Here is a 15111-nt window from a genome sequence, read left to right as displayed (position 1 = left end):
CTTGTGTAAACTTATGTCGTTTATTGGGGTTTACACAAAATATTTTACAGTCTCAGGGGGTAAGTCATATTCTAACCCTAGATTTAACAGGTTTTTTGCTGCACCGATAACTTGCTTACCTTCAGTGGCATCGCTACCGGTGTCTTTTTGTTGGGTATTAAGGAAGGTCATGCCGCCTAGCACTCGCATATTGGCGGTGGGTTGTCCATATACATTGAGCTCAATGCCTTTATGTTGGTTTTTGCCGTGCGCTTCAAAGGTGGTATCAACGGTAGTATAACGCGGCTTATTGGTTTGAAAAGCGGTGAGACCTGCGCCGATAACGCCGCGGTCGTATTTCACACCGATTTCGCTTTGTTTGGTGACGTACGGTGACATGGCTTGACCTGCATTGGTCAGCTCAGTGTTTACGCCATCGATGGTGGTGGTGAGTGGGGCAGTTTCGCCTTTGCTGAGGCTTTGCATATAGTTGGCAAAGACTGACCATTCATCGCTAGGGCGATATAATAGGGCAAACGCAGGCGTGGTTTTACTTTCTTTATATTTGCCATTGCTGGCTTGGGTGGTGGGGTCAAAACTTTCATCTTCAATGGTTTGGTGTCTTGCCCCCAAGGTCACTTGAAGTTTATCATCCATGAAGGCTAGGGTGTCTGCCAATGCCACACTGGTGAGCGTGGTTTCGCCTGTCTTGGTAGGATGGCTCAAATCGCCACCCGCTAGCGCCGCTGCTGACCAGCTGGGTTTGGCGTACGAGGTTGGGTGATATAAATTGGTCGTCAGCGTGTTTTGCCAATCAAATTGATAAGGTGCTTTTGTCTGTGCTTTATAGATATTGCCAGACACTACCCAGTTATGGTTGATTTTGCCTGATGTCAGTTTGCCACGGATACCGATTTCGCCTGTGTTGATGTCGTCCTCACGGGCATTGTCAAAGCGGTAGGTGGTGCCATCACCATTTAAATTGGTAACCGTCAAATTAGCAAGCGAGTTTTCTTCTTCGCCATGACGAAAGCCATACGCGCCATACGCAGTCAAATTTGGGCTAAGGTCATATTCAGCGCGTAATGTACCAAACACATCTTTTTCATTTGAATAACTCCACGGTTGCGACCAGTTGCTTTTGGCATCAGCGGCATTGGGTACACGGGTCAAACCTGACAAGGTGACATTGGTGCGTGTTTTTTGTAGTTCGTTATTTTGATAACCCAAATCTGCCGATAACCGCATGTTATCTTGGCGATAATCTAAGCCCAAACCGACCAAACCCAATTTGGCTTTTTCATTATCGATTGCTGTACCGCCATCTTGATAAGCGACGTTGGCACGCACACCGTACGCTTGATTTGCGCCAAACCGTTGTCCCACGTCTAGGGCAATTTTACCATTTTCGGCATTTTCGCTGCTGATAGTGACTTTACGAATCGGCGTTTGAGAGGCGCGCTTTGGTAGCAAATTGACTGTGCCCCCTTTATTACTACCCCCGGGTGCCATGCCATTTAGGAAGGTGCTCGCGCCACGTTGTACTTCGACCCGCTCAAATAGCTCACTTGCGATAGATTGACGGGGCATAATGCCGTATAAGCCGTTCATCATAGTATCGTCAGAGTTGGTGACAAATCCGCGAATCAGATAGGCTTCTTGAAAATTACCAAAGCCACGAGCCACACGCACTGTTGAATCTTTTTTTAGGATATCCCCAACAGAATCCGCTTGTTTATTTAGAATAAAGTCATTGGTATAGGCGGTGGTCGAAAAAGGCGTTTCCATGGTCGATTGATTACCCAAAATACCGATACGGCTACCTGTGGCGACTTGCCCACCTTGATAGGCTGGCAGTAAACCAGTTTTTGACGCATCCGCACTTGCAGTGACCACGATTTCATCGAGTAGGGTTTCTGTGGCAGCATCCGTGGTATTTGCTTCTTCTGCCATCGCCGCGGTTGATAATAAGCCAATCGTACTCGCTGCCAAAGCCGAACGCACGGCTAAAGATAATAGGGATAAACGCATATTCAATCACTCAAAAGACAATAGATAAAACATTTTTGCGAATGATAACAATTATTATTTCTATTTACAATAAGTAATGATACCGTAACCAAAGAAGTTATGTTTTAATTTTTCATCCCTTTCATTAACCATAAAAAATATAAACCGCCTACGATGGAAGCGATTGTGCCCGCAGGTATTTCATAAGGAAAAATCGCATAACGTCCCACCCAATCAGCAATCAGCATCAATCCTGCGCCAAGGAGCGCTGATAAGGCTAATTGGTGAGGTAACTGCACCGCCCCGAGTGTCTTGGCTAAATGCGGCGTCATCAATCCAATAAAACTTAGCGGTCCAACCGCCAGTGTCGAAACAGTGCTTAACACCGCTACAAGGCTAAAAATCAGTATTTCGCTACGTCTTACTGATACGCCCAAACTGCGAGCCATCGTTTCATCTAGGCTAATCACCCTAAGCGGCTTTAGTAGCAAAAAACTGAGCAAAAATAACACTGTACCAATGACCATTAATGCCCACGCCGTTACAGGATAAGCATGATATGTTGTACCCGATAGCCAATTGAGCATCGCTTGTAAGCGAGGATCACCTGACAGTTTGATTAAAGTTAACATACCACCCATCAATGCAGAAATCGCCACACCGACGAGTAACAAGTAACTTGAGGATAGCCGACGAGCAAGCCACAAAACCAACAGTAACACCAAAGCCGCACCTAACAGTCCGCCCAATAACGGCAATCCCAATGCCCAAAAAGAATCGGTTGCCAGTCCCAGTATGCCTAGTATCACTGGACTGAGCACGAACACCAATACCACCCCCAATGCCGCACCTGAACTGATGCCCATGACTTCAGGACTTGCCATCGGATTGCGCGTCAAGTTTTGTAATAGCGCCCCTGCGGTAGCCAGCATGACACCTGTTGCCATTGCCGATAACGTACGCGGCAGGCGAAAACTCTCGATAAAATTTGCCTCGGTATGCCACCCAAAACTGCCCATCGCATCAGGGGAAATACCTAATACACCGACCGTCAAAAGCAGTAACAACCCGACCGCAACCGCCCAAAAACCGCCACCAAAATATCGGCGTTTGCCGACTAACAGACTAGGGCTTTGTTCGGCAATCATGGGCTGTTTACTTTGTCGAATAACCAACCAAATAATCAACCCAGCACCTAATATCCCTGTGACCGACCCCACAGGCAGCGTTATGTTAAGTAATTGTTTGAACCAGGGTGACAGCAGCGTCACAATGTTATTAGTGAGCCATAACAACATCGCCCCAAAGGCAAATCCTGCCAGTAAGCGTTGCCCAATCGGGCGAATCGCTACTACATTAACGACACTTGCCGCAGCCAAGCCGACAAAACTTAAAACGCCCACGCGGCTTACCACGCTTGCGGTGACTACCGCAACAAGGGTTACTACCACCATACGCACGGCAGCCACAGGCACTCCCAAGGCTTTGGCTTGGCGTTCATCAAGGCTCATGATGGTTAAAGGTTTGACCAAAAATAACAAGATAACGGGCAGGACTAGGCTTATTAGCACAAAAAACTGGCTATTTTGCCAACTGGTTTGGGTTAAGTTACCGCTTTCCCATGCCATAACGCCCATAACCCTTTCTGAGAAAAAAATCATCAACAGTGAGGAAATAGCAGAAAACAAAATATTGACCACCAAACCACCCAAAATGAGCACCACAGGATTCATACGACTGTTGGCAGCAATCGCAAACACCAAGCCCATACTCAGCAATGCGCCAACAAATGCCACCCAAAAGCTACCATACAAGCCAAAACTGGGAAAAAACAGCGTCACAATTAATAAAGCCAATTGTGCCCCTGTTCCTACCGCAAGCGTACTATCTGAAGCAAGGGTATTTTTGACCAATTGTTGTAGCAAGACACTGACTACGCCCAGTAATCCGCCGGCAAATATCGCTACTAATATAGTCGGCAAAATTTGTAGCTGCGCCACCATTTGCGCTAAGGTTAGCGACTGTGAAGGGGCAAATAATAATCCCAATGCATCATGCCAAGTGGTTTTAACGACTAAAGCCGTGGTCATTAAAACCAGCGACAATAAGCCAATAAAAAGCCAACTGGCAGGGGCATTAAAGGGCTTGGTAATTCGCTGATTAATTTGCTGATTATCTCGCTGGTTCTGTTGTAGCCTAGTTTTATTAACCATTCGCCTTGCCCCCTAACCAATGAGCCTGATTTAATCGCTCGCCAAATACCACCATAGAAGACACGCCGCCATATAGCCAAACTGGCGGTAAGACTGCCATACAGCGGCTATTGTTAGCCCTTGCGCCATAGCCTAGCCGCTGCCATAGCAAATTCTTGGCTAATTCTTGACGTAGCATAGGGCTAAACGGCTCAACCACTACCAAACAGGTATCATCATCAAGTTTTGCCAAATCACCCAATGCCAGCGAATTAAATCCCCAAAGATTGCCTTTACCCATCTGATCTTCAAGAGTAATCAAATTTAACCCCATCACCTTAAATGTCGGTCGAAACAAGCTATTGTTGGTATAAATGCGCAAATTATTGCTATCGGCAAACTGCACCACCGCAATTTTTTTGATGTGGGGATACTTTTGGCGAAATGTCGCACCAAGCTCGCCAAGCTGTTTTTTTGACTGGGTTAAAAATTGCTGGGCGCGCTGCTGCTGATGAATAATGTCACCTAGCTGAAGAGTCGGTTCAGCATAATCCTGCCAAGTCGCTACCGCGTTTTTTGACATAAAACTCACCGACTTATGGAGTGTGTTGCCGTAAGCAGGTCTTAGATGGGCATAAAAATCATTATCAATAATCACGATATTGTTAGAAGCTGAGGTGAGTTGGGCAAGCCGTTCAAAGTTTGGGGTAAATCGCTCTCCAATATCGATAATATCGCTTGGCAGCGAGGGCGTGCCCACCCATTCACGGTAGCTTTTGGTATCGCCTGTGGCAATCGGTGGATAGCCTAGGGCAGTGAGTGTCGAAGCCACCGCCCAATCAGGGGTGATGACTTTGACGCTGTGAGCGTCTGCAGGCGGTGCTTCAAGCTTTAAATCCCGCTGAGGCTGGCAAGCCGTCAAAAAAAACAAAACAATCAATAAGCAACAAGCTCTCATCACACCACCGCCACTTTATTACCGGTGACTGGGTGACTTAATAAATGCAAATTGATACCAAAAATCTGGTCAAGCACTTGCGGTTGCATGGTACTGGCGATATCACCCACATGACAAAGCTTGCCATTTTTTAACGCAATAAACTCATCACAAAACTGTGCCGCAAGATTAATATCGTGAATAATAATCACAATCGCCTTGTTTTTCTGCCGTGCCAAATCACGAATAAGACGCAATATTTCAACTTGATAGACGATATCGAGCGGGGCAAGTGGTTCATCAAGTAGCAAATAGGGCGTATCTTGGGCGATACACATGGCAAGCCACGCCCTGGCGCGCTCACCCCCTGATAGCGTTGCCACTGATTGATCGGCAAACGGGGTGACTTGGGTCAGCGCCATTGCGTCACGCACCCTAGTGTGGTCTTGTGGCGTAGGCTTTTGTAGCCATTTTTGATAAGGGTATCGCCCTAACATCACCAGCTCGGCAACCGTAAATTGACTGGCATCAGGCAATTTTTGCGGTAAATAGGCGACTTGTTGGGCGAAGGTTTTTGGTGGTAAATCAAAGATTGATTTGTCAGCAAAATCCTGTAATAAAATCTGTCCGCTAGTGGGGGTGGTTTCCCCTGCCAAAGCTTTAATCAATGTCGATTTGCCCGAACCGTTATGCCCAATTAAGGCATAGATTTTTCCCTTCTCAATGGTGACATTGATGTTGTGTAAGAGGGTTTTTTGTTGGCGCATGACGGTAAGCGATTGGGTGGTTAGCATGAGTTGACCAGGGTAAAAGTTTTTGAAAATGACAAATCATAGCATTGATGATAATAATTATCATTAATTTTTATAAATAAGAATTAATATCATTTAAGATATTGATAATGATTATCATTCACACTATAATACAGCGATTTCAAAAGTTTCCCTAAACATACAGCGCTATAACTATGTCTATCCAACGTCACGCTAACTTTAGTCAATCCCATTTCTCAAACGATATTAGCGCCATAGTCGATAAAAAGTCGGGCGCGTTGGCACTGATTGGCGTATTGAGCTTACACGGTATCGTAGCGATTAGCTTGGCAAATATGACAACGCCTGATATCAAACCGCCCAACGTTACGCCACCATTAAAAATTAGCTTTATCACGCCACCCCCTGTGGCAGACAAGCCTGAAGAGATGACGGTAACAGCCGAGCCAAAACCGATAAAAAAACTACCTAAACCCGTCGAAAAGCCAACAGAAAAGCCCATAGAAAAACTAGTAGAAAAACCAAAAGAAAAGCCGATAGAAAAACCCATCAGCAAGCCTATTGAGAAAACAGTCGAAAAACCGATGGCTAAAAAACCTGTAGAACAACCGATTAAACCATTCCCTAAACCGTTGAAACCAGCAGAAAAAACTATCGTCAAGCCGCCACAGGTTGACCAAAACATTGTCATGGCAAGGCAACTAGCCCTCGCCAATGAGCGAGCCGAACAAGCGCAAAAACAACAATTTGAGCGCCAACAAGCACTTGCCAGACAGCAAGACTTAGAGCGGCAACAAGAATTGGAACGACAACAAGAATTGGAAAGACAGCAAGCCCTCGAACGGCAAAAAGCACTGGCTGATGCCAAAGCCAGACAAGCAGATGAAGCTAGGGCGAAAGCCGAAAAGGCAAAACAAGAACAAGCCGACAAGGATAAAGAAGCGCAACAAGCGCAAAATAATTCACCTGTGAGCTTTTCGGCAGGGCAAGCAAGTTGGCGACGGCAACCTAGTTTTAGCTGTCATAGTGAAGACCTCGAAAATGGCGCATTAACAGCGATTATTCGCTACACGGTGGACAAACAAGGTAATCCAACCAGCGTCACTTTAGCCAAATCGACTGGTAATGTCAGAGTCGATAGACAACTGTCTATGCAGGCTAAGAGCGGCAAATTTAACCCCTTTACCAAAAATGGCGTACCGGTGGTGGGTATTGTCAATCTACCGGTTCGCTGTCAATAAAGATGATTGTTAAAAAAATCCGTTCTTTATAAAGCTTATCCCCGTACAAATTGCTTTAGCCAACATGACTTGCCCGGTGTAGATATAAAAAACCCTCTAAATAAGCTATTTAGAGGGTTTTTCTTAGAGGTTTTTTTGCTAGCTGATGAATTAATTGTATTCGATAACAAAATCTTCAGTGGCTACGCGTACTTTTGCCATAGGCGCAATCCAATCACGTGCTGGATCTGAGACACCCACGTACATGATTACGATGCTTTTTAGCCCCAATTTCTCTAAACCTAATACCTCGTCAATCAGCTTAGGATCAAAGCCTTCGGCAGGGCAACTGTCTACTTTAAGCTCTGCTGCTTGTGCCAACGCAAGTCCCAAGCCAATGTAAGCTTGGCGAGCGATATGTTCAAAATTTTCATCTGCGCTTTTTTTGGCTACACTTGCTTTGAGCATGGAAGTATAACTATCAAAACGTCCTCTAGGCAAGCCACGCTCATCTGTGGTCATGTCATACACGGTATCAATTTTTTCGGCGCTATAATCCTGCCAACCTGCAAAAACAAGCACGTGAGAACATTCTTTCATGCAGTCAGGATTGAGCGCACCAGCCACTAGCTGCGCCTTGATGGCTTGGTTTTTGACCACGATAACTTTAAATGGCTGCAATCCCGATGAGGTGGGCGCAAGTCGAGCGGCTTCGATGATTTTGTCGATATTTTCTTGACTCACGCTTTGGTTTGGATCAAAGGCTTTGACGGCATGGCGCCATTGTAAATTTTCAATCAGTGACATGAAATATTCCTAATCTAGTGATAAAACTATAATGATAATAGTAGAGCGATAAGAGTTATTGCCCGAGTCTTTAAAGAAAGCTAAAGAAAGCTCGATGTTAACAATTTTGTCATTGGCTGTTAGAACGCTTGGATGGCTTTCAACTTGCTCAACAAAACGGCGAATGTGTGGGAACTGGTCTTTTGGCAGATGAGCACGCCGCTTGCAATGGAAATTATGTTAAATTGATTATGCGACTACTTGGGTATGTAGACGTACATCCACATTGCCACGCACGGCATTGGAATACGGGCAGACTTTGTCCGTGGTCTCAACCAAGTCTTTCGCTTGTTCTTCGCTGACGCCGCTAAGTTCTATATACAAATCGATGTCAAGCGCATAACCGCCTTGGGTATTCATACCAAGCCCAACCACGGCTGAGGTTTTTGAGCTGACGCCTTCTAGCTTCATACGCTGTGCCACATGAGTCAACGCATTGTCAAAACAAGCGGCATAACCCATGGCAAATAATTTTTCTGGGTTGACGCCTGTGCTATTTTGCTCAGGGGATTGTAAATCAAAGCTCAGTGAACCATCTTCTAGTGCAACATGACCTGAGCGGCCGCCTGTTGAGGTAGCGGTTGGGGTTTTATAAAAAATTTTCATAAGATTACCTTTTTTTGAATTGTTAACTTGCGTGAATGAATGAAGAAATCCGCAACAGGCGTTACAACATTCGCCCCAGTATTTAGATTTTAATATTTAAGTTTTAAAAAATTATATTTTACACAATATAATTTTCAGTGCCTAGACACGGTAATTAAATTCTCACACGCTGCATACAAACTAATAACAAATGACTAAAAATGCTAAATCTAACGATACCCTAACAAGACGCATGATAATAGATAAGACGTAGGCAGATAGCGCTTAATGCTAAAAATTTGTTTATTGATTTTTGGGTGATAGATTGTGGGTACACTCGCTTGTATGAGTCGGGCAGAGTTTTTGCGCCACTTGCTGTAGCAGATTTATTGCTTCGTCATCTAACTGCATGGCGGCTAACATAGCACTGGGAATGGTAGCGGCTTGGATTTTTAGGTCATCCCCTTTCGCAGTGAGCGATATTTGTACCACCCGTTCGTCTTGCGTGGCACGCTCACGATGCACAAAGCCTTTGGCTTCAAGTCTTTTAAGTAAAGGGGTAAGTGTGCCGGTATCAAGGTCTAAAAAATCGCCCAATGAACCTACGGTTTGTGGACTTTTTTCCCATAGCACCAACATGACAAGGTACTGTGGATAGGTCAAATCCAAGGCTTTTAGCAGGGGGCGATAGTGGTTAGTGATACTTTTTGACAGTGAATAAATGGGAAAACATAACTGGTTACTCAGTTTGAGGGCATCAAGGCTCATCGTATTTTTTGGGACTCTAGAAAGGAAGGCGTCATTGACCACTATAGGAAAAAACACATCTTTGTGCAATCATTAACCACAATTAGCGGTATGCGTGGTGAAGCAGTTGATAGCCGATGATGGTGCATAATGTGACAAAGATAGCGGGTTAAATGACGGCATTTGTTTTTAAATTCATAATCTTGCATAATGGGTTTGGTATACTAAAAATCAAGGTGGGGATATGCTAATTGAGCCTTGGCACTGGCTAATTTTGGGGTTAGTGCTGATTATTCTTGAACTATTCTTGACCAGTTTTGTGAGTTTATCGATTGGTGTGGCGGCGATTGTGGTGGCCGCTTTGTCATGGTTATTACCGTTTAGCTGGTTTTTTTGGCTGATGGTATGGCTGATACTGTCGGTGATTTCTACTATCATTGGTTTTAAATTTATCAAGCCGTATATGCAAAATCGTACCACAGCAGGATTGGGTTCGGGGGTTATTATCGGGGAAACAGGCATGATTATTCAAAGTCCGCAAGCAGATAAATTGGGCAAGATTCGTTTTAGTGTGCCAATTTTTGGGGCGGATGAATGGGTGTGTCGTAGCTACCAAAGCGCACCGCTGGCAGTTGGCGATAGAGCCATTGTGGTGGATGTCATTGGAAATGAGTTGCTTGTAGAATCCACCAAGCATCAATAAGTATTAATAAGCATCAATAAAGGAATTGTCATGGAAGCGTTGAGCGGTATTGGTATTTTTTTGGTCGCCTTTGTGCTATTTACCCTTTATAAAGGGGTAAAAATCGTACCACAAGGGTTTAAATGGATTGTACAGCGTTTGGGAAAATACCATCAGACCTTAGAGCCCGGGTTGAATTTTATCATTCCTTATGTCGATAACATAGCATATAAAGTAACCACCAAAGACATAGTGCTAGATATTCCATCGCAAGAGGTCATCACCCGTGATAACGTCGTGATTATCGCCAATGCGGTGGCGTATATCAATATCGTGCATCCAGAGCGTGCCGTGTATGGTATTGAGAATTACGAGCAGGGCATTCGTAATTTGGTACAAACCTCACTGCGTTCTATCATTGGTGACATGGATTTTGACAGTGCGTTATCATCGCGTGACCAAATCAAAGCCGCGCTAAAAATGTCAATTTCTGATGATATTGCCGATTGGGGAATTACCCTAAAAACCGTGGAAATCCAAGATATTAGCCCATCATCCACCATGCAAATGGCGATGGAAGAACAGGCGGCTGCGGAGCGTCAACGCCGTGCTACAGTGACCAAAGCGGATGGTCAGCGCCAAGCGGCGATTGCAGAAGCCGATGGACGTCTTGAGGCTTCACGGCGTGATGCCGAAGCGCAAGTGGTGCTGGCGCGAGGCAGTGAGCAATCAATTCGCTTGATTAGTGAAGCGGTGGGCGAGCGCGAAATTCCGCTGCTATATCTACTAGGTGAGCAGTACATCAAAGCCATGACTGATATGTCAAAATCACCCAATGCCAAAACCGTGGTACTGCCTGCTGATATCTTAAACACGGTGCGCGGTATGATGGGGGAAGTGGGCGATAAAATCCACCGTCCTTGATATTTGGCGTGACTCACCTGCTCATTAAAACGCTGACTGAAGCCGCTGATTGAAACCGCATCACCTTGCGGTTTTTTATTCGCCAAAATTGGGTAATCATGAAATTTTAGGATGTACAATATGAGTGAAATGAAAAATTTACTATTGGTATTACATACCCCATCAGATAATACCCAGCGATTAGCAGAAGTTGCAAAATCCGCCACACAGCTAGCGGATATTGATAACGTCACTGTGATTGTTAAAACACCGTTACAAGCCCAAGTGGAAGATGTGTTAGAAGCGGATGCCATTATCATTGGCACAACCGAAAATTTTGGTTATATGGCGGGGCTAACCAAGGATTTTTTTGAGCGAATTTATTACCCCGTGCTTGAGCAAAAACAAGGACTGCCTGTGGCGTGTTATATCCGTGCTGGGCTCGACGGTACAGGTAGCAAACGCGCGGTAGAGAGTATCATTACGGGATTGCGTTGGCGCTGGATACAACCGCCTTTAGTATTAAAAGGGGAATGGTCAGGCGCATTTGATGAGCAAGTCGCTGAGCTTACCATGGCAGTCTGTGCGGGTTTATCATTGAATATTTTATAACCGCTTTAACATGATTTCCGAGTAAATTACTCAAGTTTTTTTCCGCGTGATTATCAAATTTGTTATAATATCAACAATTTCACATTGTATGACACGCTGTAAGGATAGTTATGACCCGTAAGCCTGAACTTTTATGCCCTGCTGGCACTTTTCGTAATATGCAATATGCATTTGCCTATGGCGCGGATGCCGTATATGCGGGACAAGCACGCTATAGCTTGCGGGTGCGCAATAATGATTTTGATGAGGAAAACCTTGCCAAAGGGATTGCCTACGCCCATTCACTCGGCAAGCAGTTTTATGTCGTGGTCAATATCCAAGCGCATAATGCCAAACTTAAAACCTTTATCGAAGACATCCGCCCTGTGATTGAGATGAAACCCGATGCGCTGATTATGTCAGATGCTGGGATGATTATGATGGTACGTGAAGCTTTTCCAGAGCAAGTGATTCACCTATCGGTGCAGGCGAACGCGGTGAACTGGGCAACGGTCAAGTTTTGGAAACAAATGGGCGTCAGCCGCGTGATTTTGAGTCGCGAGTTGTCACTCAAAGAAATCGAGCAAATCATCGCTGAAGTACCCGATATGGAAATTGAGGTATTTGTGCATGGGGCACTTTGTATGGCGTATTCGGGTCGTTGTTTGCTCTCTGGCTATATCAATAAACGCGACGCCAACCAAGGCACTTGTACCAATGCCTGTCGCTGGTCATACAACACCTATAAAGCAGAAGAAAACGAAACAGGCGATATCGTGCCTACGCAGCCTACCACGCAGCCTGTTGCCCAAGCTATCAATAGCCCAGAGGTTTTTGTTCCTACTCAGGCCACGCAAGAAGATGCCATTCAAACTGTCAATCTAAATGGTGATGCGGTGATGGGCGATGACTATGTACAGCAGCCATCGGATGAAGTGGTACTGATTGAAGAACAAGGTCGCCCAGGCGAATTGATGGCGATGTTTGAAGATGAGCATGGCACTTATATTATGAATTCTAAAGACTTACGTGCCGTTGAGCTAGTGCCTGAGCTGACCCATATGGGGGTGCACTCACTCAAAATCGAAGGCCGTACCAAGTCGCATTATTATGTGGCGCGCACCGCGCAAGTGTACCGCCAAGCGATTGATGATGCCGCCGCTGGCAAACCATTTGATACAGGCTTAATCACCGCACTCGATGGGCTAGCCAATCGCGGCTATACCGAAGGCTTTTTACGTCGCCACGTGCATAGTGATTACCAAAACTATGAATATGGGTCATCAAAAACCGACCACCAGCAGTTTGTTGCCGAGATTAGCGACATTACTCCAACGCGCTTAACCTTGGTAATTAAGAACAAATTGATGGTGGGTGATACCATCGAAATCATGACGCCGCAGGGTAATTTGAGCTACCCACTCAAAGAAATGTGGAATAAACAAGGTGAGCCGATTGATGGCGCTTTAGGCTCTGGCTGGGTTTGTCAAATCGCCAATCCGTTTAAAGAGATGCAGGATGATGTGTTGCAATTTGCGTTAATCATGAAAAGCGTCAGTGAGCCAATTTTCACCTAAGGTAGTGTTGTCGCGGTATCAGGCGTTAGGTTAAGGAATTTTTGTGGTTCACTCATACCAGCAAAATAAATCAGACACAATTTCAACGATTGTTGAAGCGGTGAATGTTGAAGCATTGCAGGATGCCCTAGCACTTCGCCGTAATGTGTTTATCCAAGGATATTTATCACAGGATTTTAAAGTCATTGAGACGACTTTGGCGGACAACTTTCGGTTCGTTAACGGTAAAGCAATCCACACTCGCGACAGCTGGCATGAGATTTTACACAGCTTATGGCAATCTCGAGACTGGCAGTCTCAACCGCTATTGCCTGACCGTGTTCGCTATCACTTTTTCTCGCTCACTGAATGTATGATCACTTTGTATTATAAGCATGAACCGCTGGCAAATGTCATGCAGGAATTGTGGATGCAAGATGACAATGTATGGCGCCTAAGTGCGGTGTCAATCGTTAATCGCTAAAGGTAAAAACAGACTACAAGACATGGCATTAAAAATCACTTCCGACTGTATCAATTGCGACATTTGTGAGCCTGAATGCCCAAATGAAGCTATTAGCTATGACAATAAAGTACAAAAAACTTACGTCATCAACCCTGACTTGTGTACCGAGTGCATCGGGTTCTATGATGAGCCAACCTGCGATAAAGTCTGTCCGATTGACTGCATCATTAAAGATGATGAGCGCCCTGAATCGCCCGAACAGCTGCTTGCAAAATATAAGCAAATTTGGCAAAAATAATACTAACAAAAAGTTGCGGTAAATGTTGCCAAAACATTTTACTATAAGTTAATCAATTTTTTTTGAAGTGATTACTGGTATTTTTTATCAAAAACAACATTTAAAGTGACATTCATGTTTAAAAAAAATAACAAAGCGACTGAGCCTCAAGCACAACAATCGAAGCGCTCAGCACAGCCTCGCAAACAAAAAAACAAAGCTAAAAAGCGTCACGTTGTCGCTAAACTCATTGGCGTCGGTGTGACAGCCACAGCGGCAACGGGCGCAACTGCTGTCCTAGGCAGTTATGGCGCATGGCAATATGCCAAGCAGCAATATAAAGCGCGCCGTTTATATACCCCTGCATTTAGCGGGGTTGTCACCAATCAGCATTTTAAAGGTAAGGTGCACAAAGTCGGTGAGTATTTAACCTTTGTCACCGATGGCGCTACCTATGCGCTCAATGACCCATTACTGCGTATCCAATCACTGTATCAGTCCAATAAAACGCCTACTGACAATCAAGCCAGTCATCAAACCAAGCTTATCGATCAGGTGCATTGTGATGACGTCACCATTGTTGCGGAACTCAGTGAAAAAGGACATTATGGCTATTTAGGGTATTTGGACTATCAGTTAACTGTGGTCGATACCGCAGATGATGCCATGAATTTTTAATGGCGTTTTTTTAATAGAGTATAGTATAGCATTCGTGACCTACGAATGATTGTAACCACCCAAGTTGAACCATCATCAAAGGAGCTGAAGATGACAACAAAATTTATCCCAAAACCCTATCGTATCGAGCGCAATGACTGCCAAGCCATGCTGATTGATATACAAGAAAAACTTGCGCCCCATATTGCCGAGCATCGAAAATTACTCAAAAAAACAGCGATTTTGATTCAAGGTCTACAAGCGCTCAATATTCCCATTATGGTTAATGAGCAATATCCCAAAGGACTTGGGCCTACCTTACCAGAGTTGACGCAGTTGCTATCTGAAAAAAATACGCCAGTGTTTGAAAAAACAACCTTTAGCGCTTGTGATACGCCAACCTCTTGGCATCATATCGCCCAGCAAAATCGCAACAATGTGATTTTATTTGGCACAGAAACTCATGTCTGTGTCATGCAGACGGCGTTAGATTTACTCGATAACGGTATGCAGCCCATCATTATCACCGATGCCGTGGGCTCGCGAGACCTTTATGACCGTAAAATTGCGATTCGTCGTATGCGCCGTGCCGGTGCGGTCGTCACCACCACCGAAGCGATTTTATTTGAGTTGTGTCGTAGCTCAGAAGACCCCGCATTTAAAACGATTTCAGCGCTAGTCAAGTGAACA

Annotated in this window: 16 protein-coding genes; 9 read left to right on the top strand and 7 right to left on the bottom strand. The window is 44.9% G+C overall.

All coding sequences use genetic code 11. The features are described from left to right. Positions 1–30 precede the first annotated feature (30 nt). From RT064_RS02770 to RT064_RS02755, 4 genes are all read right to left on the bottom strand, one after another. Positions 31–2010, bottom strand: coding sequence for a TonB-dependent receptor (locus RT064_RS02770; protein ID WP_313061165.1), 1980 nt, complete (start codon positions 2008–2010; stop codon positions 31–33). Between the two features lie 104 nt (positions 2011–2114). Beyond that, positions 2115–4202: a Fe(3+)-hydroxamate ABC transporter permease FhuB gene (gene fhuB / locus RT064_RS02765; RefSeq protein ID WP_313061163.1), complete on the bottom strand. Its 2088-nt coding sequence runs from the start codon at positions 4200–4202 to the stop codon at positions 2115–2117. After that, a complete protein-coding gene (locus RT064_RS02760) occupies positions 4195–5139 on the bottom strand; it encodes an ABC transporter substrate-binding protein (protein ID WP_313061186.1) in 945 nt (314 codons plus the stop codon). The genes fhuB and RT064_RS02760 overlap by 8 nt, the downstream gene beginning before the upstream one ends. Then, the gene (locus tag RT064_RS02755) at positions 5139–5912 is read right to left on the bottom strand and encodes an ABC transporter ATP-binding protein (RefSeq protein ID WP_313061161.1); all 774 of its coding nucleotides are present in this window, start codon (positions 5910–5912) and stop codon (positions 5139–5141) included. Before RT064_RS02755 ends, RT064_RS02760 begins: the two co-directional genes overlap by 1 nt. Before the next feature lie 173 nt (positions 5913–6085). On the opposite strand from RT064_RS02755, the gene RT064_RS02750 reads away from it, so the two are divergent. After that, positions 6086–7132, top strand: coding sequence for a TonB family protein (locus RT064_RS02750; protein ID WP_313061158.1), 1047 nt, complete (start codon positions 6086–6088; stop codon positions 7130–7132). Between the two features lie 150 nt (positions 7133–7282). On the opposite strand, the gene RT064_RS02745 is transcribed toward RT064_RS02750, so the two are convergent. From RT064_RS02745 to RT064_RS02735, 3 genes are all read right to left on the bottom strand, one after another. Then, positions 7283–7918 carry an NAD(P)H-dependent oxidoreductase gene (locus RT064_RS02745; RefSeq protein ID WP_007117265.1) on the bottom strand — a complete coding sequence of 212 codons (636 nt, stop codon included), beginning with the start codon at positions 7916–7918 and terminating at the stop codon, positions 7283–7285. Between the two features lie 228 nt (positions 7919–8146). Further along, the gene (locus RT064_RS02740) at positions 8147–8563 is read right to left on the bottom strand and encodes an Ohr family peroxiredoxin (protein ID WP_313061154.1); all 417 of its coding nucleotides are present in this window, start codon (positions 8561–8563) and stop codon (positions 8147–8149) included. Between the two features lie 282 nt (positions 8564–8845). Beyond that, on the bottom strand, positions 8846–9310 hold the full coding sequence (locus RT064_RS02735) for a MarR family winged helix-turn-helix transcriptional regulator (RefSeq protein WP_313061152.1): 465 nt from the start codon (positions 9308–9310) through the stop codon (positions 8846–8848). A 223-nt stretch (positions 9311–9533) separates the two neighbouring features. Here RT064_RS02735 and RT064_RS02730 point away from each other — a divergent pair, with 223 nt between their 5' ends. The 8 genes from RT064_RS02730 (at position 9534) to RT064_RS02695 (ending at position 15108) form a co-directional block, all read left to right on the top strand. Then, positions 9534–9992, top strand: coding sequence for an NfeD family protein (locus RT064_RS02730; protein ID WP_313061150.1), 459 nt, complete (start codon positions 9534–9536; stop codon positions 9990–9992). Positions 9993–10022: 30 nt separating this feature from the next. Next, positions 10023–10895, top strand: coding sequence for an SPFH domain-containing protein (locus tag RT064_RS02725; RefSeq protein ID WP_313061147.1), 873 nt, complete (start codon positions 10023–10025; stop codon positions 10893–10895). Between the two features lie 120 nt (positions 10896–11015). Next, positions 11016–11486, top strand: a complete 471-nt coding sequence (locus tag RT064_RS02720; protein ID WP_313061144.1) for a flavodoxin family protein — start codon at positions 11016–11018, stop codon at positions 11484–11486. A gap of 110 nt (positions 11487–11596) precedes the next feature. Beyond that, the gene (trhP, locus tag RT064_RS02715; RefSeq protein ID WP_313061141.1) at positions 11597–13042 is read left to right on the top strand and encodes a prephenate-dependent tRNA uridine(34) hydroxylase TrhP; all 1446 of its coding nucleotides are present in this window, start codon (positions 11597–11599) and stop codon (positions 13040–13042) included. 43 nt (positions 13043–13085) lie between these two features. Beyond that, positions 13086–13505: a hypothetical protein gene (locus RT064_RS02710; protein ID WP_313061139.1), complete on the top strand. Its 420-nt coding sequence runs from the start codon at positions 13086–13088 to the stop codon at positions 13503–13505. A 22-nt stretch (positions 13506–13527) separates the two neighbouring features. Continuing rightward, positions 13528–13785 carry a YfhL family 4Fe-4S dicluster ferredoxin gene (locus RT064_RS02705; RefSeq protein WP_007117256.1) on the top strand — a complete coding sequence of 86 codons (258 nt, stop codon included), beginning with the start codon at positions 13528–13530 and terminating at the stop codon, positions 13783–13785. 114 nt (positions 13786–13899) lie between these two features. After that, entirely contained in the window at positions 13900–14442 is a 543-nt protein-coding gene (locus tag RT064_RS02700; protein WP_313061136.1) for a hypothetical protein, read from the top strand. Positions 14443–14532: 90 nt separating this feature from the next. Next, positions 14533–15108: a hydrolase gene (locus RT064_RS02695; RefSeq protein WP_313061135.1), complete on the top strand. Its 576-nt coding sequence runs from the start codon at positions 14533–14535 to the stop codon at positions 15106–15108. Positions 15109–15111 lie beyond the last annotated feature (3 nt).

The organism is Moraxella sp. CTOTU49097, from assembly GCF_032064105.1.
Classification (GTDB): Bacteria; Pseudomonadota; Gammaproteobacteria; order Pseudomonadales; family Moraxellaceae; genus Faucicola; species Faucicola osloensis_B.
The sequence above is the reverse complement of the archived record's forward strand: the minus strand, read 5'-3'. Positions and strand labels throughout refer to the sequence as shown.

Coding starts and splice junctions, on each gene's coding strand:
- RT064_RS02750 (WP_313061158.1), top strand. CDS start 6,086: ATGTCTATCCAACGTCACGCTAACTTTAGTCAATCCCATTTCTCAAAC.
- RT064_RS02730 (WP_313061150.1), top strand. CDS start 9,534: ATGCTAATTGAGCCTTGGCACTGGCTAATTTTGGGGTTAGTGCTGATT.
- RT064_RS02755 (WP_313061161.1), bottom strand. CDS start 5,912: ATGCTAACCACCCAATCGCTTACCGTCATGCGCCAACAAAAAACCCTC.
- RT064_RS02770 (WP_313061165.1), bottom strand. CDS start 2,010: ATGCGTTTATCCCTATTATCTTTAGCCGTGCGTTCGGCTTTGGCAGCG.
- RT064_RS02745 (WP_007117265.1), bottom strand. CDS start 7,918: ATGTCACTGATTGAAAATTTACAATGGCGCCATGCCGTCAAAGCCTTT.
- RT064_RS02700 (WP_313061136.1), top strand. CDS start 13,900: ATGTTTAAAAAAAATAACAAAGCGACTGAGCCTCAAGCACAACAATCG.
- trhP (WP_313061141.1), top strand. CDS start 11,597: ATGACCCGTAAGCCTGAACTTTTATGCCCTGCTGGCACTTTTCGTAAT.
- RT064_RS02720 (WP_313061144.1), top strand. CDS start 11,016: ATGAGTGAAATGAAAAATTTACTATTGGTATTACATACCCCATCAGAT.
- RT064_RS02725 (WP_313061147.1), top strand. CDS start 10,023: ATGGAAGCGTTGAGCGGTATTGGTATTTTTTTGGTCGCCTTTGTGCTA.
- RT064_RS02740 (WP_313061154.1), bottom strand. CDS start 8,563: ATGAAAATTTTTTATAAAACCCCAACCGCTACCTCAACAGGCGGCCGC.
- RT064_RS02695 (WP_313061135.1), top strand. CDS start 14,533: ATGACAACAAAATTTATCCCAAAACCCTATCGTATCGAGCGCAATGAC.
- RT064_RS02760 (WP_313061186.1), bottom strand. CDS start 5,139: ATGAGAGCTTGTTGCTTATTGATTGTTTTGTTTTTTTTGACGGCTTGC.
- RT064_RS02705 (WP_007117256.1), top strand. CDS start 13,528: ATGGCATTAAAAATCACTTCCGACTGTATCAATTGCGACATTTGTGAG.
- RT064_RS02735 (WP_313061152.1), bottom strand. CDS start 9,310: ATGAGCCTTGATGCCCTCAAACTGAGTAACCAGTTATGTTTTCCCATT.
- fhuB (WP_313061163.1), bottom strand. CDS start 4,202: ATGGTTAATAAAACTAGGCTACAACAGAACCAGCGAGATAATCAGCAA.